18 protein-coding genes are annotated in these 19,872 nt (G+C 73.4%); 12 read left to right on the top strand and 6 right to left on the bottom strand.

The window, feature by feature from the left end:
* The first annotated feature begins 248 nt into the window (after positions 1 to 248).
* The 3 genes from ACFOYX_RS20115 to ACFOYX_RS20105 all read left to right on the top strand — a co-directional run bounded on the left by ACFOYX_RS20115 (position 249) and on the right by ACFOYX_RS20105 (position 2,602).
* Entirely contained in the window at positions 249 to 632 is a 384-nt protein-coding gene (locus ACFOYX_RS20115; RefSeq protein WP_322440308.1) for a WhiB family transcriptional regulator, read from the top strand.
* Between the two features lie 171 nt (positions 633 to 803).
* On the top strand, positions 804 to 1,736 hold the full coding sequence (locus ACFOYX_RS20110) for a LysR substrate-binding domain-containing protein (protein WP_322440307.1): 933 nt from the start codon (positions 804 to 806) through the stop codon (positions 1,734 to 1,736).
* A gap of 122 nt (positions 1,737 to 1,858) precedes the next feature.
* The gene (locus tag ACFOYX_RS20105) at positions 1,859 to 2,602 is read left to right on the top strand and encodes an SDR family NAD(P)-dependent oxidoreductase (RefSeq protein ID WP_109802948.1); all 744 of its coding nucleotides are present in this window, start codon (positions 1,859 to 1,861) and stop codon (positions 2,600 to 2,602) included.
* Positions 2,603 to 2,719: 117 nt separating this feature from the next.
* On the opposite strand, the gene ACFOYX_RS20100 is transcribed toward ACFOYX_RS20105, so the two are convergent.
* The 4 genes from ACFOYX_RS20100 to groES form a co-directional block, all read right to left on the bottom strand.
* A complete protein-coding gene (locus ACFOYX_RS20100) occupies positions 2,720 to 3,889 on the bottom strand; it encodes a low temperature requirement protein A (protein WP_322440306.1) in 1,170 nt (389 codons plus the stop codon).
* A 92-nt stretch (positions 3,890 to 3,981) separates the two neighbouring features.
* Positions 3,982 to 5,616, bottom strand: coding sequence for a molybdopterin-dependent oxidoreductase (locus ACFOYX_RS20095; RefSeq protein WP_322440305.1), 1,635 nt, complete (start codon positions 5,614 to 5,616; stop codon positions 3,982 to 3,984).
* A gap of 123 nt (positions 5,617 to 5,739) precedes the next feature.
* Positions 5,740 to 7,386, bottom strand: a complete 1,647-nt coding sequence (gene groL, locus ACFOYX_RS20090; RefSeq protein ID WP_322440304.1) for a chaperonin GroEL — start codon at positions 7,384 to 7,386, stop codon at positions 5,740 to 5,742.
* A 70-nt stretch (positions 7,387 to 7,456) separates the two neighbouring features.
* Positions 7,457 to 7,771, bottom strand: a complete 315-nt coding sequence (gene groES, locus ACFOYX_RS20085; RefSeq protein WP_109802944.1) for a co-chaperone GroES — start codon at positions 7,769 to 7,771, stop codon at positions 7,457 to 7,459.
* Between the two features lie 346 nt (positions 7,772 to 8,117).
* Between groES and ACFOYX_RS20080 the strand changes: the two genes are divergently transcribed.
* The 7 genes from ACFOYX_RS20080 to ACFOYX_RS20050 all read left to right on the top strand — a co-directional run bounded on the left by ACFOYX_RS20080 (position 8,118) and on the right by ACFOYX_RS20050 (position 15,442).
* On the top strand, positions 8,118 to 9,305 hold the full coding sequence (locus ACFOYX_RS20080; protein ID WP_322440303.1) for a methyltransferase domain-containing protein: 1,188 nt from the start codon (positions 8,118 to 8,120) through the stop codon (positions 9,303 to 9,305).
* A 43-nt stretch (positions 9,306 to 9,348) separates the two neighbouring features.
* Positions 9,349 to 9,828 carry a Cys-tRNA(Pro) deacylase gene (gene ybaK / locus ACFOYX_RS20075; protein ID WP_109802942.1) on the top strand — a complete coding sequence of 160 codons (480 nt, stop codon included), beginning with the start codon at positions 9,349 to 9,351 and terminating at the stop codon, positions 9,826 to 9,828.
* Between the two features lie 378 nt (positions 9,829 to 10,206).
* Positions 10,207 to 11,298, top strand: a complete 1,092-nt coding sequence (locus ACFOYX_RS20070; RefSeq protein WP_322440302.1) for a substrate-binding domain-containing protein — start codon at positions 10,207 to 10,209, stop codon at positions 11,296 to 11,298.
* Positions 11,299 to 11,314: 16 nt separating this feature from the next.
* A complete protein-coding gene (locus ACFOYX_RS20065; protein WP_109802940.1) occupies positions 11,315 to 12,121 on the top strand; it encodes an ATP-binding cassette domain-containing protein in 807 nt (268 codons plus the stop codon).
* Entirely contained in the window at positions 12,118 to 13,380 is a 1,263-nt protein-coding gene (locus tag ACFOYX_RS20060; RefSeq protein WP_377534217.1) for a sugar ABC transporter permease, read from the top strand. The genes ACFOYX_RS20065 and ACFOYX_RS20060 overlap by 4 nt, the downstream gene beginning before the upstream one ends.
* Before the next feature lie 8 nt (positions 13,381 to 13,388).
* On the top strand, positions 13,389 to 14,567 hold the full coding sequence (locus ACFOYX_RS20055) for an ROK family protein (protein ID WP_322440301.1): 1,179 nt from the start codon (positions 13,389 to 13,391) through the stop codon (positions 14,565 to 14,567).
* 131 nt (positions 14,568 to 14,698) lie between these two features.
* A complete protein-coding gene (locus tag ACFOYX_RS20050; RefSeq protein ID WP_322440300.1) occupies positions 14,699 to 15,442 on the top strand; it encodes a DUF4142 domain-containing protein in 744 nt (247 codons plus the stop codon).
* Positions 15,443 to 15,518: 76 nt separating this feature from the next.
* Here ACFOYX_RS20050 and ACFOYX_RS20045 read toward each other — a convergent pair whose 3' ends face one another.
* Together ACFOYX_RS20045 and ACFOYX_RS20040 are read right to left on the bottom strand one after the other, a co-directional pair.
* Positions 15,519 to 17,267 (bottom strand): ABC transporter ATP-binding protein, encoded by a 1,749-nt coding sequence (locus ACFOYX_RS20045; RefSeq protein WP_322440299.1) that lies wholly within the window; start codon positions 17,265 to 17,267, stop codon positions 15,519 to 15,521.
* Positions 17,264 to 18,970 carry an ABC transporter ATP-binding protein gene (locus ACFOYX_RS20040; RefSeq protein WP_322440298.1) on the bottom strand — a complete coding sequence of 569 codons (1,707 nt, stop codon included), beginning with the start codon at positions 18,968 to 18,970 and terminating at the stop codon, positions 17,264 to 17,266. Before ACFOYX_RS20040 ends, ACFOYX_RS20045 begins: the two co-directional genes overlap by 4 nt.
* A 191-nt stretch (positions 18,971 to 19,161) precedes the next feature.
* Between ACFOYX_RS20040 and ACFOYX_RS20035 the strand changes: the two genes are divergently transcribed.
* On the top strand, positions 19,162 to 19,548 hold the full coding sequence (locus ACFOYX_RS20035) for a YbaB/EbfC family nucleoid-associated protein (RefSeq protein ID WP_322440297.1): 387 nt from the start codon (positions 19,162 to 19,164) through the stop codon (positions 19,546 to 19,548).
* 8 nt (positions 19,549 to 19,556) lie between these two features.
* Positions 19,557 to 19,871, top strand: a complete 315-nt coding sequence (locus ACFOYX_RS20030; protein WP_161557890.1) for a hypothetical protein — start codon at positions 19,557 to 19,559, stop codon at positions 19,869 to 19,871.
* The last annotated feature ends 1 nt before the right edge of the window (position 19,872 follow it).

The raw sequence follows: 19,872 nt of genomic DNA, 5'->3' as shown, positions 1-19,872 counted from the left end.
CTCCTCTCCGACTCAGAGCAGACCATGGCCGAGTCGCGTCGCGAGGAGGTTCCGGGCAATCATCCGAACTTTTCCGGCAGATGGGGCATATGCCGCGAGTTGTCCGAGGTTTTCGATCACAGATGTGTGAGCGCGGGAAAGCCCGGGTACCGAGACGCCAGGCCGGAAACGGTGCGCCTGCGCGGACCGCCGCCCGGTAGCTGGCCATGAAGGATTCTCCGCGGTGCCGCGCGGGAGGAGGGGTGCTGATGTCGAACGTACGTAGACTGCCCGGACCCATCGTCGATCTCTGGGACTGGCAGCGGCTCGGTGCCTGCCGGGGCCGGGACAGCACCCAGTTCTTCCACCCGGACGGCGAGCGTGGCTCGTCGCGGCTGCGGCGCGAGTCCGGCGCCAAGGCCGTCTGCCGGGCCTGCCCGGTACGCGCCGAGTGCGCCGCGCACGCCCTCGCGGTCCGCGAGCCGTACGGCGTGTGGGGCGGGTTCAGCGAGTCCGAGCGGCTCCGGCTGCTCGCCCTCGGCTGGGAGGACCTGGCCGACCGCCGGCAGAGCCGGGTCGACATCGCCCGGCTGGAGGCCCGCCTCGGCCGACCGCACAAGTCGGCCGTGCCGGACCAGCGCAAGATCGCCTGACCCGACCCACCGCGACGACACCGACGACCGACGCCGCGCCCCGCCCCGGGGCGCGGCGTCGACGCCTCTCCCGGGTCCGCGGGGATGTCGTCGGCGTCGGCCGAGCGGACCGGGGCCGGTGCGACCGGCTTCCCACGCGGTGGCCGTGGGCACGCGTGGTGTGATGGGCGGGTGGAACTGCGGGAAATGCGGGCGTTCGTCGTGGTCGTCGAGGAGGGGAGCCTCTCCGCGGCCGCGCGGCGGTTGCACGTGAGTCAGCCCGCGCTGTCCCAGACCATGAACGCGCTGGAGCGACAGCTCGGCGTGCAGCTGCTGGTCCGCCGCAGTACCGGCGTGCAGGCCACCGAGGCGGGCATGACATTGCTCGCCGAGGCTCGCGCGGTGCTCTCCCGGCACGATCAGGCGGTGGCCGCCGTCGCCCGGCACACCGCCGCGGGCGACCGGGTGCTCAAGCTCGGGATCCCGCTGGAGCTCCCCACCGACCTGCTGTCCCGGCCGCTCGCCGACCTCGCCGCGGCCCACCCGGGTACCCGGGTCCAGGCCCGCCACATGTCCACCGCCGCCCAGTTCGCCGCGCTCCGCGCCGGCGAGATCGACGTCGGGCTGGTGCGGGAACACCCGATCGGCCCCGACCTGGACGCCGTCCTGGTCGTCGAGGAAGCGCTGGGCGTGCTGCTGTCCGCCGACCAGGCCGCCGCCGTCGCCGGCCCCGACGGGATCCGGTTGGACGCGCTCGCCGGGCTGGACTGGGTCGGTTTCCCGCGCTCCGGGAGCCCCGCCTGGTACGACGAACTCACCGCGATCCTGCGCAGCCACGGCCTGGATCTCGGACCCGCCGCACCGGAAGGGCAGGAGCTGATCCCCGAGGTGAAACTCGCGGCGGTCACCGCCGGTGGGGCCTTCGCGCTGGCACCGCCCAGCTGGTCGCAACCGATCCCGGACTCGGTCACCTGGTCGCCGCTGGTCGGCCATCCCCTCGTCCGGCGTACCTGGGCGGTGTGGCCGGCCAGCTCCCACCGGCGCGACCTCGGTCGCCTCATCGCCGCTCTGGAGGTCCGGGGGCTGGAGCAGGTCCGATCGGCAGCCGACGCGGGTCGCTTATAGCGGCCATAAGTTGCTTGATCAGCTCGGCGGGAAAGCTTCAGCCGCCGTGCGACTTGCACCCACTGGTCGGGGCACGTCCGACCGAAGCCGCTCATCGCGGAACAGAATGTGGGTGGAGAACAATGACAGAACTGCATGGCAGGTCGGCGCTGGTGACCGGGGGTAACAGCGGCATCGGCCGGGCGGCTGCCGTCGCGCTGGCCAAGCTCGGTGCGCACGTCGTGATCTCCGGTCGCGACGAGGTCCGGGGAAACCAGGTGGTCCGGGACATCCGCGCCGCCGGTGGCCGGGCCGACTTCGTGGCCACCGAGCTGCGTGACGAGGCGTCCGCCCGGGAGCTCGCCGCTCGGGCCAGGGAGCTGGTCGGCCACGTGGACATCCTGGTCAACAACGCCGGGATCTACCCGTTCGGCCCGACCGACCAGACCAGCGAGCAGACCTTCGACTCGGTGTTCACGCTGAACGTCAAGGCGCCGTACTTCCTGGTCGCCGAGCTGGCGCCGGAGATGGCGAAGCGCGGCCAGGGCGCGATCATCAACCTGAGCACGATGGTCGCCGAGTTCGGCCTGGCGGGGATGGGCCTGTACGGGGCGAGCAAGGCGGCGCTGGTGCTGCTCACCAAGTCCTGGGCCGCCGAGTACGGGCCGCACGGGGTCCGGGTGAACGCGGTCAGCCCCGGCCCCACCCGGACGGAGGGCACCGCCGGGATGGGCGAGGACCTCGACCAACTGGCGGCCACGATCCCGGCCGGACGTCCGGGGTCGGCCGAGGAGATCGCCGAAGCGATCACCTTCCTGGCCACCGACCGGTCGAGCTTCGTGCACGGCGCGATCCTGCCCGTCGACGGTGGGCGCATCGCGGTCTGAGCCCGCTGCACACCACCGCGCGGCCCGCTCCACGCCACCGTGGAGCGGGCCGCGGCCCGGCCGGGGATGACCCGGGGGCGCGTCCGGCAGTCGCGCGCCGCCCCGGAAAGACGAGAGTCAACGGGGCCGATCCGACGCCGATCGCTGCTCGACGACCGCCAGCAGTACCCAGGCGATCGCGCTGAGAGACACCGCCACGACCGGCGGCAGTCCCGCCAACGCGATCACCAGCGCGACGAGCGCCAACCCCGACTGGGTCAGCGCCACCGGGCGACTGACCGACAGGCTGATCCCGCGGTAGATGATGACGCAACCGGCCATCATCGCCAGCTGGCTGCCTCCCAGCAGCCGCCCGGCCACATCGTGCCCTGGGCCCGGATGTGCCGCCTCCTTCGCCGCCAACTCGACGGCGACACCCGCGGTCACGATCGCGGCGTAGACCAGCAGGTGACCGTAGGCGTAGAAGTAGCTCCGGACCACCGCCTCCCGCCCGGCGCGGAGCACCCGGTTGCCCGCCTCGCTGTCGTACGTGGCGAGGAAATACACCCACCAGACTCCGCTGGCCATGATGAAGCCGCCGACCCCGATCGCCACCGCGGCCGGTCTCCAGCCGGTGGCGCCGATGCCGTTCGCGACCGCCAGGACGGCGTCCCCGAGCACGACGATGGTGAACAGACCGAACCGCTCCGGCATGTGGGACTTCTGCGTCGGCGCCCGGCGCACCACGGCGTAGGCCAGTGGTCCGGCGATGGCGGCGTTGACGACGAGTGCGACCCCCCAGACCCAGTACCGGGCGGGCACGGACACCAGGAGCGAGCCGAACCACAGCACGGCGCCGATCAGGAAGCCGGCGGCGTTCCACCAGCAGAACTCCCGTGCCTCGACGTCGATCCGTCCGACGATCCCGTACGTCGCGGTGAGCAACGCCAGCAGCAGCCCGTACGCCACCGCGAACCGGTCCGCGTCGCCGGCCGACCAGTGGGGAAGGGAGGCTGACAGTGCCAGCACGCCCAGCATCGCGGCCAACTGCACGATCCGGCTCGGTGGGCGATCGTCGTCGAAGAGGTCGGCGAAGTAGGAGAAGCTGAACCACAACCACCAGATCGTGCTCATCAGACCGGCGAAGACCAGCACGCCGCGCGCCGACGGATCGTCCAGCAGCAACTGGCCGAGCCGGAACACCGCGACGACGAACACCAGGTCGAAGAAGAGCTCCAGCCAGCTGGCCCGCCGCGCCGCACCATAGCCATGGATCAACGAGCGCCTGCGGCCCCGCCGTTCCCCCACGGCATCAGGTTAGCGAGGGTCGGCCCCCAGATCCCCTGATTGATCGGTATGACCGCCGTCGGCGCCGGGCGCCCGACCGGTGGCTGACCTGCTCAACGCACGGTCACCTCGACGGCGTGCCAGCCGGTGGCGCCGTCCGGCTCGACCGGCCGCCGATCCGCCGTCTGGGTGACGCCGTCGGCGTCCGTGGCCCGCACCTGGAGGGTGTGCTCGCCCGGGGTGGCGTCCCAGCGCCAGGACCACTGCACCCAGGTGTCCACCGACACCGTCGGGGCGAGCGTCGCCTCCCGCCAGGGGCCGTCGTCGACGCGTACCTCGACCTTGCGGATGCCCCGGTGCTGGGCCCAGGCCACCCCGGCGACCATCACCGGACCGGCGGTGAGCCGGTTGCGGGACCGGGGCGTGTCGATCCGCGACTCCGTCTTGATCGGCCCCTGCGCCGACCACCCGCGCGGCACCCAGTACGCGTCGAAGTCGGCGAAGCTGGTCAGCTCCAGCTCGGTGACCCACTTGCAGGCCGAGACGTAGCCGTAGAGCCCGGGCACCACCATCCGCACCGGGAAGCCGTGCTCGACCGGCAGCGGCTCGCCGTTCATCCCGACCGCGAGCAGCGCGTCCCGCCCGTCCCGCAGCACCGCCGTGGGGGTGCCGCAGGTCCAGCCGTCGACCGAGCGGCCGACCACCTGGTCGGCGCCCTCCTCCGGCTCGGCCTCGTCGAGCAGCTCCTTGATCGGCACACCCAGCCAGCGCGCGTTGCCGATCAGGTCCCCGCCGACTTCGTTGGAGACGCAGGCCAGGGTGACGTACCGCTCCACCATCGGCCGGGCGAGCAGGTCGGCGAAGCTCAGCTCGATCTCCCGGCGCACCCGGCCGTGGATGCGCAGCCGCCAGGTCGCCGGATCCACCTGCGGCACCACCAGCGCCGTGTCGATCCGGTAGAAGCCGGAGTTCGGGGTGACGTACGGGGCGAGCTGGGCCAGCGAGAGGTCGGCCCCGGCGGGCACCGCCGGCGCGGCGGCCGACGGGGTCGGCAACGCGACGGCCTGCCGGGCCGCCGACACGCCCCGCCGCCCGGCCAGCCAGTGCCCGCCGACCCCGGCCACGGCCGCCACGCCCAGCAGGGTGCCCACCCCGGTCAGGAAGCGCCGCCGCCCCTCCGGGTCGACCTCCGCCCCGCCGGCCGGAACCGGCTCGCGGGCCTCGTCCGCGGCGACCGGCTCGGGGGCCGCCTCCGGGGCGACCGGCTCGGGGGCCCTCTCCGGGGCGACCGGCGGCGACCAGGACCACAGCTCGGGTTGCAGCGGCCCGGCCAGGAGCAGCCAGAGGGCCAGCGCGCCGAGCGCCGCGCCGACCAGCGAGGGCAGCGCGTCGAGGACGTTCGCGCCGGCCCGGGTCAGCGCGGCGGCCACCCCGAGGGCGGCGAAGGCCGCGATGCCGGCCAGCCCGGCCCAGAGCCGGCGGGCGGCCAGCACGCCGAGCAGCGCGGCGAACGCCGCGAGCAGCAGGGCCGTCCCGACCAGCAGGGCGATCTTGTCGTACGTGCCGAAGAGCGCGATGGCGAACTGCTTCAGCGGCGCGGGGACGACGTCGACGACCAGCCCGCCGACCGCGATCAGCGGCGCGGAACGGGCACCGGTGAGGACGGCCACCGGTTCGGCGGCGCCGATCGCCACGGCGGCGGCGGTGATCCCGGCCAGCGCGGCGTACCCGCGGGACGTGGTGGTCATCGGAACAGTCTTGTCGATCACCCCGCCGGACCGGTAGCGGCGTCAGCGTTCCGTAACCAGATACGGGTCAGGGCACACCGTCGGCGTGACGGTGTGCCCTGACGTCGTCCGTACGGCGTCGGGTCAGAAGCCCGGGCCGTGCTGGTGGCCGTGACCGTGGCCGTGGCCGTGCCCACCGGCGGCGGCCGGCTCGGCCTTCTCCGGCTTCTCCACCACGAGGCTCTCGGTGGTGAGCAGCAGGCCGGCGATCGAGGCGGCGTTGGTGACCGCGTTGCGGGTCACCTTCACCGGGTCGATGATGCCGGACTTGACCAGGTCGACGTACTCGCCGCGGGCGGCGTCGAGGCCGTTGCCCCACTCCTTGCCGGCGACCTTCTGCACCACCACGTAGCCGTCGTGGCCGGCGTTCTGGGCGATCCAGCGCAGCGGCTCGACCAGCGCCTTGCGCACGACCGAGACGCCGGTCTTCTCGTCACCGGTGAAGCCGAGGTCGTCGTCGAGGACCGGGAGGATCTGGGCCAGGGCGGCGCCGCCGCCCGGGACCGTGCCCTCCTCCACCGCGGCCTTGGTCGCCGAGATGGCGTCCTCGATGCGGTGCTTGCGCTCCTTCATCTCGACCTCGGTGGCGGCGCCCACCTTGATGACCGCGATGCCGCCGGAGAGCTTCGCCAGCCGCTCGGCCAGCTTCTCCCGGTCCCACTCGGAGTCCGAGGCCTCGATCTCCTTGCGGATCTGGGCGACCCGGTCGGCGACCTCGGAGGTCTGGCCGCCACCGTCGACGACGGTGGTGGTCTCCTTGTCGACCACGACGCGCCGGGCGGTGCCGAGCACCTCCAGGCCGACCTGGTCGAGCTTGTAGCCCAGCTCCGGGGCGACCAGCTCGGCACCGGTCAGGATGGCCATGTCCTGGAGCATCGCCTTGCGGCGGTCGCCGAAGCCGGGGGCCTTCACCGCGCAGACCTTGAGGGTCTTGCGGATCGCGTTGACCACCAGCGTGGACAGGGCCTGGCCCTCGACGTCCTCGGCGATGATCAGCAGCGGCCGGTTGTTCTGGAGGACCTTCTCCAGCAGCGGCAGCAGCTCCTCGATCGCCGAGATCTTCTGCGTGGTGATCAGGATGTACGGGTCCTCCAGGACCGACTCCTGCCCCTCCACGTCCGTGACGAAGTTCGGCGAGATGAAGCCCTTGTCGAACTGGAGGCCCTCGGTCACGTCCAGTTCGGTGTGCAGCGCCGAGCCCTCCTCGACGGTGATGACGCCGTCGCGGCCGACCTTCTCCATCGCCTCGGCGATCAGGTCGCCGATGGTGGCGTCCTGCGCGGAGATCGTCGCCACGTGCGCGATCGACTCCTTGTCGGCCACCTCGACGGCCCGGCCGAGCAGCGCCTCGGAGACCTTGGCGGCCGCCGCGTCGATGCCCCGCTTGAGGCCGGCCGGGTTCGCCCCGGCGGTCACGTTGCGCAGGCCCTCGCGGACCATGGCCTGGGCCAGCACGGTCGCGGTGGTGGTCCCGTCGCCGGCGACGTCGTTGGTCTTGGTCGCCACCTCCTTGACCAGCTGCGCGCCGAGGTTCTCGTACGGGTTGGTGAGCTCGATCTCCTTGGCGATGGTCACGCCATCGTTGGTGATCGTCGGCGCACCGAATTTCTTGTCCAGGACGACGTTGCGCCCACGCGGGCCGAGGGTGACCTTGACCGCGTCCGCGAGGGCGTTGACACCGTGCTCGAGCAGGTGCCGGGCGTCGTCCGAGAAGCTCAGGATCTTCGCCATGAATGTCCCTTCGAAGCGACGTTGCCCCGGCCCGGCGAGCCGGACCGGGGCAACGACACTGATCGGTTGGTTACTTCTCGATGACCGCGAGGACGTCGCGGGCGGAGAGCACCAGGTACTCCTCGCCGGCGTACTTGACCTCGGTGCCGCCGTACTTCGAGTAGATGACGGTGTCGCCGACCTTGACGTCAACCGGGATCCGGTTGCCCTTGTCATCGATGCGGCCCGGGCCGACAGCGAGGACGGTGCCCTCCTGCGGCTTCTCCTTGGCGGTGTCGGGGATCACGATGCCCGACGCCGTGGTGGTCTCAGCCTCGTTCGCCTGGACCAGGATCCGGTCCTCGAGCGGCTTGATCGCAACCTTGGTCGCGGTAGTCACGGGCATACCCTCCTGGGGTACTTGGTTTCGTTGCCGGACGGCAAGCCGAACGGCGTCAATCTGCCACATGCCACCGGGCGGGGCCGTCGTCGCGGGTGCCGGTCCGCCTGGCGTTCAGCGCCCGGGCCGAGGCCCGGAAGCTGGCACCCTCGATGGGAGAGTGCTAATCGCAGGTTATTCCTCGGCTAGCACTCCGTCAAGGAGAGTGCCAATCCGTCGTCCGGCGCGTCGTCCCGACGAACATGATCAACTCCGCCCGCGGCCGGTCGCGGCAGCCCGGGGGCAGCACCCCACCATGCCGCACCCGCCCCCGCCCGGCCGATCCGCCCCGACGGGCGGGGAGAATGGCACGGTGGATCTCGACCAGCTGGCCGCGCTGCGTACCGCCGAGGGGTCGGCCGCGCTCGCCGCGGCCACCGAGGTGGCCGGCGGCGACCCGCTGGCCGCGGCCGCCGCGCTCCGCTCGGCCGGGGTGCCGGCCGGGCTGGCCGCCGCCGCGCTCACCCAGGCCGAGCTGCGCCGCCGCGCCGCCGGCAAGTTCGGGCCGGCCGCCGCGCGGATGTTCCTCACCCGGGCCGGCCTGGAACAGGCCACCCGCCGGGTGGTCGCCGACCGGCGGGCCGCGCGGCTGCACGCCGCCGGGGTACGCACCCTGGCCGACCTGGGCTGCGGCCTCGGCGCGGACGCACTCGCCGCCGCCCGCGCCGGGATCCGGGTGTACGGCGTGGAGGCCGACCCGGTGACCGCCGCGATGGCCGCCGCCAACGCCGAGGCGGCGGGGCTGGCCGAGCGGTTCACGGTGGAGTGCGGCGACGCGACCGCCTTCGACGTCAGCCGGGTGGACGGCGTCTTCTGCGACCCGGCCCGGCGGACCGCCGGCACCGGGCGGCGGATCTTCGACCCGAACTCCTACTCGCCGCCGTGGGACTTCGTCACCGGGCTCGCCGAGCGGGTGCCGCACACCGTGGTGAAGGTGGCCCCGGGGCTGGACCACGCGCTGATCCCGCCCGGCGCCGAGGCGGAATGGGTCAGCGTGGACGGCGACCTGGTGGAGGCCGCGCTCTGGTGCGGCCGGCTCGCCGAGGTCCCCCGCCGGGCCACCCTGCTGCGCGGCGGCACGCCGCACGTGCTGACCGGATCCGGCGCGGCGGAGGCCCCGGTCGGCCCGGCCCGCCGGTTCCTGTACGACCCGGACCCGGCGGTGGTCCGCGCGCACCTGGTCGCCGAACTGGCCGCGGAGCTGGACGCCACCCTCGCCGACCCGAGCATCGCCTACCTGTACGCCGACGCCCCGGTCCGCACCCCGTACGCCCGCTGTCTGGAGGTGACGGACGTGCTGCCGTTCTCGCTCAAGCGGCTGCGCGCCCTGCTCCGAGAACGCCGGGTCGGCCGGGTGGAGATCCTCAAGCGCGGCTCGGCGCTGGAGCCGGAGAAGCTGCGCCGGGCCCTGCGGCTCTCCGGCGACGCGGCGGCGAGCCTGGTGCTGACCCGGGTGGCCGGCGCGCCCACCGTGCTCGTCGGCCACCCGGTAGCCGCCTGAATTCGGCTCGCCCCGCCGGCCGGGCCCGGGCTAGCTTGTCGGCATGGCGGGACAGGGCACTCCGGCGACCGCGCTGCTCGCGAAGCGGAAGATCAGCCACAGCACGCACCCGTACGACGTCTCCCCCGAGGCGCCGAACTACGGCGCCCTGGTGGCGGCGGCGCTCGGGGTCCCGCCGGAGCGGGTGTTCAAGTCGCTGGTCACCGAGGTGGACGGCGGGCTCATCGTGGCGGTGGTCCCGGTCACCGGGGAGCTGGACCTCAAGGCGCTGGCCGCCGCGGTCGGCGGCAAGCGGGCGACCATGGCCGACCGCACGGTGGCGGAGCGGGCCACCGGGTACGTCCGCGGCGGCATCAGCCCCCTCGGCCAGCGCAAGCGCCTCCCGACCGTGGTCGACGCCTCGGCGCTGGACCACCCGACCGTGTACGTCTCCGCGGGGCGCCGCGGACTCCAGCTCCAACTGAGCCCCGCCGACCTGATCGCCCTGACCGGCGCGGTGACGGCCCCGCTCGCCGGCCGCTGAGCACGAGCGCGACGCCCGGCCGGCGGGTCAGCGGTGAGTGCTGACCTTCTTACGCGCACATCGAAGGCGGCCAAGGTCTGGCAGCAAAATAATCTCTCACCGTCGATATCTGCGCCGGCGGCATTCCCGATCCACACCAATTCCGCGGGCAGGGCGCTCCACCGCCAGCGACGGGGGAGCGGTCGAATGTCGGCCGCGTTGCCGAATTGTTACTGGCAACAACAAACTGCTGGCCACTACGGTCTTGTGCGCCCGAGCGACGAACAATACGTTGCCCGGAACAACAAACCGCTGGCAGCGCGACCCCGCGGCTCACCGGCTCGTCACCCCACCCACCTTCCCCTCGAGTTCCGTCCCCCTTGAAAGGAACCGTGCAGAATGCGCAGAGGGATCCTCACCGTCGCCGCGGTCGGCCTGCTGGCCGCGGGAAACCTCACCGCCTGCGGCACCGACTCCGGTGACGGCGCCGCGGGCAGTCCCAGGCCGAAGATCGGGGTCATCCTGCCCGACAGCGCCTCGTCGAACCGGTGGGAGACCGCGGACCGCAGATACCTGGAGGCCGCCTTCAAAGCGGCCGGGGTGGACTACGACATCCAGAACGCCCAGAACGACAAGGCGCGATTCGTCACCATCGCCGAACAGATGATCACGAATGGCGTGACCGCGTTGATGATCACCAATCTCGACTCGGGTACCGGGAAGGCGGTTCTGGACAAGGCGACCCAGAAGGGCGTCGCCACCATCGACTACGACCGGCCCACGCTGGGCGGTTCCGCGCAGTACTACGTCAGCTTCGACAACGTCGCGGTCGGCCGGCTCCAGGGCGAGGGCCTGGTCAAGTGCCTCACCGACAAGGGCGTGAAGAAGCCGGTGGTCGCCGAGCTGAACGGCTCGCCGACCGACAACAACGCGGCCCAGTTCAAGGAGGGCTACGACTCGGTCCTGGCGCCGAGGTACGACGCGAAGGAGTACCTCAAGGGCCCCGACCAGTCGGTGCCCGAGTGGAACAACACCACCGGCGGCACCATCTTCGAGCAGATGCTGACCCAGACGAACGGCCGGATCGACGCCGTCGTCGCCGCCAACGACGGGCTGGCCAACGCCGTCATCTCCGTGCTGGCGAAGAACAAGCTCAACGGCAAGGTCCCCGTCACCGGCCAGGACGCCGACGCCCAGGCCCTGCAGCACATCCTCTCCGGCGACCAGTGCATGACCGTGTACAAGCCGGTCAGGACGGAGGCCGAGGCGGCGGCCGACCTGGCGATCGCGCTGGCCCGGGGCGAGAAGAAGAAGACCGAGCAGACCTTCCACGACCCCAAGGGCGACCGGAACGTCCCCGCCGTGCTGCTGGGCGCCCAGGCCATCACCAAGGAGACGGTGAAGAACGTCATCGCGGACGGCTACGTCGACAAGGCCGACGTGTGCACCGCGAAGTACGCCGAGCTGTGCGCCCGGGCCGGCATCGGCTGAACTGAAGGAGACACCCGTGTCCGAGACACCCCTGTTGGAACTGCGTGGCGTCGACAAGAGCTTCGGCCCCGTGCAGGTGCTCCGCGACGTCGCCTTCTCGGTGTATCCGGGCCAGGTGACCGCGCTCGTCGGCGACAACGGAGCCGGAAAGTCGACGCTGGTCAAGTGCATCAGCGGCATCTACGGCACCGACGCCGGCGAGTTCTTCTTCGAGGGACGGCCGGTGACCGTCAACGGTCCCCGGGACGCCGCCGGGCTCGGCATCGACGTGGTGTACCAGGATCTCGCGCTCTGCGACAACCTCGACATCGTGCAGAACATGTTCCTCGGCCGGGAACGGCGCTCCGGCCTCGTCCTCGACGAGCCGGCCATGGAGGAACTGGCCGCCAAGACGCTCGCCGGGCTCTCCATCCGCACGATCAGTTCACTGCGCCAGCACGTGTCCAGCCTCTCGGGCGGCCAACGCCAGACGGTGGCGATCGCCAAGGCGGTGCTCTGGAACAGCCGGCTGGTCATCCTCGACGAACCGATGGCGGCCCTCGGCCTGGCGCAGACCGCCCAGGTCCTCGAACTGGTCCGGCGGCTCGCCGACAACGGGCTGGCCGTCGTCCTCATCTCGCACAACATGAACGACGTCTTCGCCGTCTCCGACCGGATCGCGACCCTCTACCTCGGTCAGATGGTCGCCCAGGTCCGGACCACCGACGTCACGCACGCCCAGGTGGTCGAGCTGATCACCTCGGGGCGCAGTGGCTCGCTCGGCACGGCCGGCAGGAACGCCAACGGTTACCGGGGCACCGGGACGACGGGAGCCGAGAAATGATCACCCAAGCCGACCTGGCCCACCCCCAGCCGGAGACGGCCGCCCCGCGGACCGGTCTCGGCGCCCACGTACGCGGCTACCTCGCCCGCCTGCGGGGCGGTGAGATGGGCGCCCTGCCGGCGATCCTCGGTCTGGTCGTGCTCTGCGTGTTCTTCTCGGTCCTGCGGCCCAACTTCCTCACCGCCGGCAACTTCGCGAACCTGTTCACCCAGGGGGCGGCCGTCGTCCTGATCGCGATGGGGCTGGTGTTCGTCCTGCTGGTGGGCGAGATCGACCTGTCCGCCGGCTTCGCGAGCGGGGTCTGCGCGGCCGTGCTGGCCAACCTGCTGACCCTGCAGGGGTACCCGTGGTACGTGGCCACCCTCGCCGCCCTCGCCACCGGCGCGGCCATCGGCCTGGTGCTCGGCTTCCTGGTGGCGAAGGTCGGCATTCCGTCCTTCGTGGTCACGCTCGCCGCGTTCCTCGCCTTCCAGGGCATCATGCTGATGCTGATCAAGGGCGGCACCAACGTCTCGGTCCAGGCCGCCCCCATCGTCGCCATCGAGAACCGGAACCTACCGCCGCTGGTCGGCTGGCTGCTCGCCGCGGCCGCCGTCGGCGGGTACACCGCCACCCAGTTGCTCCGGTACCGCAACCGGCGGGCCCGGGACCTGGCGACCGATCCGATGTCGATGGTGCTGCTCCGGATCGGCAGCCTCGCCGCCGTCGTCGGCGTCGCCGTGTACGTGCTCAACATGGAACGCAGCCTGAACAGCCTGATCAGCTCGAACCGCGGCATGCCGGTCGTCGTGCCCCTGGTCGGGGTACTGCTCGTCGCGCTGAGCTTCGTGCTGTCCCGCACCGCGTACGGGCGGCACATCTACGCGGTGGGCGGGAACCGGGAGGCCGCCCACCGGGCCGGCATCAGCGTCGACCGGATCCGGATCTCCGTCTTCGTGGTCTGCTCCTCGATGGCGGCGGTCGGCGGCATCGTGGCGGCCAGCCGGTTCAGCTCGGTGGACGCCCGGACCGGCGGCAGCGACGTGCTGCTCTACGCGGTCGGCGCGGCGGTGATCGGCGGCACCAGCCTCTTCGGCGGCAAGGGCCGGGTGGTCGACGCGGTGCTCGGCGGCGCGGTGGTCGCGGTCATCGACAACGGCATGGGCCTGATGGATGCGAGCTCCGGGGTGAAGTACCTGTTCACCGGGCTGGTGCTGCTGCTCGCCGCCGGGGTCGATGCGCTGTCCCGGCGCCGCGCCCTCGCGACCGGAAACCGCTGAGGCCGGCGATGCGCGCGGGTCCGAGCCAGGAGGAGATTCGCCGGCAGAATCTCGGCGCGCTGCTGCGCCACGTCCACGTCCACGGGGCGATGTCCCGGGCCGAACTCACCTCCGCCCTCGGGCTCAACCGCAGCACCATCGGCGCGCTGACCGCGGACCTGGCCAACGCCGGACTGGTCAGCGAGGCGACCCCGAAGCAGCGGGGGCGGGCCGGGCGCCCCTCGCTGGTCGTCCGGCCCGAGTCCGCCCGGGTCCACGCGTGGGCGTTCAGCATCGAGGTGGACCGGTTGCAGGCCGCCCGGGTCGGGCTCGGTGGCGTCGTACTCGATCGGCGCGAGCTGAGCCGGCCGCGCGGTCTGGTCGCGGCGGAGACCGCGCCGCTGCTGGCCGGGGCGCTCAAGGAGATGCAACCGGCGGTGCCGCCGGGGACGATCTGCGTCGGGGCCGGGATCGCGGTCTGCGGCATGGTGCGCCGCGACGACGGCCTGGTCCGGCTCAGCCCGCACACCGGCTGGGTCAACGAGCCGATCGGCGCCACCCTGGCCGCCGAACTCGACGCGGAGACGCCCGTGGTGGTGGCCAACGTGGCCGACGTCTGCGCCTTCGCCGAACACGCCCGCGGCGCCGCGGCCGGGCGCGACAACGTCATCTACCTGTACGGGGACGTCGGCGTGGGCGCCGGCATCATCGCCGGCGGCCGCCGGCTGACCGGGCACGGCGGCTACGGCGGCGAGGTGGGCCACATGGTGGTCAACCGGAACGGGTCCCGCTGCGAGTGCGGGTCGCGCGGCTGCTGGGAGACCGAGATCGGCGAGTACGCGCTCCTGCACGCCGCCGGTCGCCCGGCGGCCTCCGGCCGGGAGGCGGTGCTCGCGGTCATCGACGCCGCCGACCGGGGGGACGCCCGGGCCCAGGCGGCGGTACGGCAGGTCGGCGACTGGCTGGGCTTCGGCGTGGGGAACCTGGTCAACATCTTCAATCCGGAGATGGTGATCTTCGGGGGAACCATGCGGGACCTCTACCTCGCGGCGGCGGCGCAGGTGCGCAGCCGGCTCAACTCGGTGGGCCTCTCGGCGTGCCTGGAGCACGTCCGGCTCCGCACCCCGCAACTGGGGCGGGACGCCGCCCTGGTCGGGGCGGCCGAACTGGCCTTCGAGCGGCTGCTCGCGGACCCGCTGGAGGCCTGACGAGGCGGGCCACGGCCCGGCCGGTGAACTGATCGCGCCGGTGATCCGTACCAGTGTGCGGACGGGCGGCCGACGGGGTGCGGACGCCCGCGACACCCGCGTTCGGTCCGGACCGAGGAGGCACCGCAACAATGGCACCGCTGCAATCCGCACGCCGCCGGCCAGCGCACCGGACCCGCCGGGTGGCGCTGCTGCTCATCACGCTCGTCGCGGGGCTCGGCGTCCTCCCCGGGGTGGCCGTCGCCGCGCCCGGCGCGCAGCTGAACGCCGCCGACATGACCCTGCTCAACGGCGTACGGCTGGCCGGGCTCTGGGAGATGCCGGCCGGGCAGATGGCCGCCGAGAAGGGCCTCTCGCCCCGGGTACGCGAGATCGGGGCGGAGATCTCCCGGCAGCACGGCGTCCTCGACCAGCTCGTGGTGAACGCCGCCAACAAGCTGGGCGCCACCCTGCCGACCGACCCGACCACCGAGCAGAAGGGGTGGCTGGGCGAGCTGCAGAACGCGACCGGCGCCCGCTTCGACCAGATCTTCGTCACCCGGCTCCGGGTCGCCCACGGCAAGATCTTCCCGGTGATCGGGGCGGTCCGGGCCAGCACCCGGGACGCCACCGTCCGCAAGCTCGCCGACGAGGCCAACAAGTTCGTCTCCGACCACATGGCGATGCTGGAGAGCACCGGGCTGGTCCGCTGGCAGCAGCTGCCGCCCGCCGCGCTGCCCCCGGCGCAGAGCGACTCGCTGGTCGCCGCGGCAGCCGCCAACGTCGGCAGCGGCGGCCGCGGCGCCGAGGTCAGCACCACCGTCGTCTGGCTGGTCTTCCTCGCCGCCCTCGGCACCGCCGGCATCGCGACGTACCGCATCCTGCGCCGCAGCTGACGCGGGGCGCAGCAGGCCACCCGGAGCACCGGCACCGACCGGCCCCCGCCACCCCGGCGGGGACCGGTCGCGTCCGTCAGCCGTGCCAGGACCGCCACAGGGCCGCGTACGAGCCGCCCGCCGCGACGAGCTCGTCGTGCGAGCCCAGCTCGGTGATCCGGCCGTCCTCGACCACCGCCACCCGGTCCGCGTCGTGCGCGGAGAAGAGCCGGTGCGCGATCGCGATCACCGTCCGACCGTCGAGCACGGCGGCGAGCGAACGTTCCAACTCTCGGGCGGCGTGCGGGTCGATCAGCGAGGTCGCCTCGTCCAGCACCAGGGTGTGCGGGTCGGCGAGGACCAGCCGGGCCAGCGCGAGCTGCTGCGCCTGCGCGGGGGAGAGCGGATGCCCGCCCGAGCCGACCGGCGTCGCCAGCCCCTCCGGCAGCGCCTCCGCCCAGCCCAGCGCGTCGACGGCCGCCAGCGCCGCCCGGACCTCGGCGTCGCCCGCCTCCGGCCGGACCATCGCCACGTTCTCCGCCAGGGTGCCGATGAACACGTGGTGCTCCTGGCTGACCAGGGCGACGTGGGTGCGCAGCTCCGCCAGGGGCAGCTCGGCCAGGGGCCGGCCGTCCACCGTCACCGAACCGGAGCGGGGTGCGTGCACCCCGGCCAGCAGCCGCCCCAGCGTGGACTTCCCCGCGCCGGACGGGCCCACCATGGCCAGCTTCTCCCCCGGCCGCGGCACCAGGGTCACCCCGTGCAGCACGTCGTGACCCTCCCGGTAGGCGTACCGGACGTCCCGGGCGGCGAGCCGGCGCTTCCCGTCCGCCGGAACGGACGCGGCAGCCGTCGCCGGCGCGGACGGCCCGTCGACGGCCACCCCGAGCAGGCGGGCCATCGAGGCGCCACCGACCTGCAGCTCGTCCAGCCAGGAGAGCAGCCGGTCGATCGGGTCGACCAGCTGCTGCACGTAGAGGGTGGCCGCGGTGACCTGACCCAGGCTGGCCCAGCCCTTCAGGTGGAACCAGCCGCCGATCACCAGGGTGGCGACCACCGGCACCACGTACCCGATCTCGGCGACCGGGAAGAAGACCGTACGCAGGTTGAGGGTGTAACGCTCGGCCGCGTACGACCGGCGGATGTCGGCGTCGCTGCGGGCCCGGCGGCGGGCCTGCTGGCGCAGCGTCTCCGTGGTCCGCGCCCCCTCCACCGTCTCGCTGATCCCGTCGGTGATGTCCGAGTAGACGGCGTTCTCCCGCAGGTAACCCGCCGGCGCCCGGCGCAGGTACCAGCGGGTGCCGGCCAACAGCACCGGGACCGCGAGCAGGCAGGGCAGCGCCAGCAGCGGGCCGGTCAGCAGCAGCGCGCCGAGGACCAGCGCGACCGTCACCACCGCGATCAGCGTCTCCGGCACCGCGAACCGGACCGTCCGGGACAACGCCGAGACGTCCCGCGAGGTCCGGGTGAGCAGGTCACCGGTGCCGGCCCGCTCCACCGTGGACAGCGGCAGGGCGAGCACTCGGTCGACGAAGTCCTCCCGCAGCTCGGCCAGGACCCGCTCGCCGAGCCGGGCCGAGGCGAGGTGCGCGAACCGGACCAGCACCGACTGGACGACCACGAAACCCGCGATGGCCAGCGCGACCCGGTCGACGGTCACCGCCGACACGCCCCGCGAGATGCCCTCCACCAGGTCGCCGAGCAGCCGGGGCGCCACCAGGCCGGCCGCCGCGGCGAGGGCGTGCAGGCCGAGCGCCCCGGCCAGGCCGCGCGGGTGCCGGCGGACCAGCGTGCGCGCGTACCGACGGACCTGGTCGGCGTCGGCGACGGGCAGTGCGTTGCTCATCGCTCCTCCTCCCGGCTGACCGTGGCCGCGTACCGCGGCTCGGCGGCGAGCAGTTCGTCGTGCCGGCCCTCGGCCACCACCTTGCCGTCCTCCACGAAGACCACGTGCTCGGCCCGGCCCAGCACCAGCGGGCTGGTGGTGCAGACCAGCGTGGTCCGGCCGCGCCGGGCCGCGCCGAGCCGCTCGGCGATCCGCGCCTCGGTGTGCGCGTCCACAGCGCTGGTCGGCTCCACCAGCACCAGCGTCTCCGGGTCGGCGACCAACGCGCGCGCCAGCCGCAGCCGCTGCCGCTGCCCGCCGGAGAACTCCCGTCCCCGCTCGGCCACCCGGCCGTCCAGCCCGTCGGGCAGGGCCTCGACGATGTCCGTCGCGCTCGCCGCGACCAGCGCCGCCTCGACCGCCGCCCGGTCGGCCGCGTCGTGCGGATCCAGCTCCGACCGGAGCGGGCCGGTGAAGAGGTGCGCGTCGTTGTCGGCCACCAGGATCCGCTCGCGCACCGTCGCCACCGCCAGGTCCCGCAGCGGTACGCCGTGCAGCGTCACGTCGCCGTCGGCGTACCGGCCGAGCCGGTCGGCGATCGCGGCCGCGTCCTCCGGGGCACTGGCGGCCAGCGCGGTGAACCGGCCCGGTCGCAGCACCAGCCCGGACTGCACGTCGACCAGGTCACCGGGGCCGGCGGGCAGCGCCGCCGGGTGGGCCGGATCGACCAGCTCCGGAGTGAGCCGGAGCAGCCGCACCACCCGCCGGGCGGCGACGTGCCCCCGGGTCAGCTTGTCCGCCGCCTCGGTCAGGTTGCGCAGCGGGCTGACCAGGAAGGCGGTGTAGCCGTAGAAGGCGACGAGCTGGCCGGCGCTGATCTCACCGCGCAGCGCGAAGCGGGCGCCGAGCCAGGTCACCAGCACCACGAACGCGCCGGGGAGCAGCACCTGCGCCGCCTCCAGCAGCGACTCGACCCGGGCCACCCGGAGGCCGTCGGCGCGCAGCGCCTGGGACTGCGCCCGGTAGCGCGCGGAGAGCACCGGCTCGCCGCCCACGCCGCGCAGCACCCGCAGCCCGGAGACGATGTCACCGGCCCGGGCGGTCAGCCGCCCCTCCGAGTCCCGGTACGCCTGCTGCTGCCGGTGCAGCGGCCGGATCAGCAGCCCGACCAGGCCCATCAGCAGCGGCACGCCGAGCACCACCACCAGCCCGAGCGGCACCGAGGCGTCCAGCAGGATCACCGCGACGGTGCCGACGGCGACGATCGAACCGGCGCCCCGCGCGGTGATGTCGATGGCGCTGCCGATGTGCTCGATGTCGGCCGTACCGATGCTGACCACCTCGCCGGCGGCGACCCGGCGGTGCAGCGCGCCGCCCAGCCGGTTGGTGGCCCCGACGGTGACCTGCACGGTCCGGTAGGCGGCGGCCAGCCAGTTGTGCACCGCGCAGCGGTGCCGCAGGATCCCGGCCACCGCCTGGAGCACGCCCAGCCCCAGCAGCACGGCGCCCCAGGTCAGCAGGGCGTCCGGGTCCCGGTGGGCGAGGCCGGCGTCGACCGCCCGGCCCACGGCGGCCGGCATCAGCGCCTGGGCGACCATCCAGACGATGCCCAGCGCGATGCCGGAGCCGAAGAGGAACGGGTGCCGGCCGGCCAGCCACAGCAGGTAGCGGGTGGCGGACCGGTCGTCGGGGATGCCGGGATCGCCGGCCGGTGAGAAACGCATGGCGACCCGACGCTAGGCGGGCGGGCCGGCCGGCCGCATCCGAATTCCCGCCGGTCAGCGCCGGGTGCGACGCAGGTCGCACCGCCGACGAGGACGGCGGGACCACCCCGGTCGCCAGTGGTCGCTACGCTTCCGGCGGGACGCGGCGGGTCCGGGTCCCTCCACAGTCGACCGGGGAACGGGGTGGCCGCGTGACCGACCAGTACGACCGATCGGAGGGCCCGCTGGGCCGTTTCGCCGCCGCCCGGGGCTCCGGTGACGCGGCGGGTGGCCTGGTGCACGTCGAGCTGGACGGCACCGGGGACCTGAGCGCCCTCGACCTCGACCCGCGGGTCATGCGGCTGCCCTCCGAGGACCTGGCGGCCGCGATCCGCGAGGCGTTCGGCGCCGCCCGCGCCGCGTTGCAGGCCGCCCTGCAGGAGCAGCTCGCCGCGCAGCCGGTGACGCTGCCGCAGGGGCTCGGTCCGCTCCTCAACGACCTCGGCTTCGGCGCGCAGCGCCGGCTGGACGATCTGGCCGCGGCGGCGCAGCAGATCGCGGACCGGCTGGACCGGATGGGCGGGGCGGCGCCGCGATGATGAAGCCGATGCACACCGAGCCGGAGGTGCTGGCCGGGGCGGCCCAGCAGATCGCCGGGGTGGCGGTGGAGCTGGAGACCGGCCTGGGCGCCCTGGAGGCCACGGTGACCACGCAGAACCCGTGGGGCGCCGACGAGCCGGGCACGGTCTTCGGGGCGGCGTACACCGAGGTGCTGTCGCACGCGCTGGAGACGTACGGCTCGCACGTGCAGCTGCTGATCACCGCCGCCGAGGGGCTGGCCGACTGGGCGCAGCAGGTGGTCGAGGTCGACCAGCAGTCCGACGCGCTCTTCACCTCGCTGCACGGCCGGCTGGGAGCCTGAC

The organism is Micromonospora sp. GCM10011541 (genome assembly GCF_042650725.1).
Classification (GTDB): Bacteria; Actinomycetota; Actinomycetes; order Mycobacteriales; family Micromonosporaceae; genus Micromonospora; species Micromonospora sicca.
The sequence above is the reverse complement of the archived record's forward strand: the minus strand, read 5'-3'. Positions and strand labels throughout refer to the sequence as shown.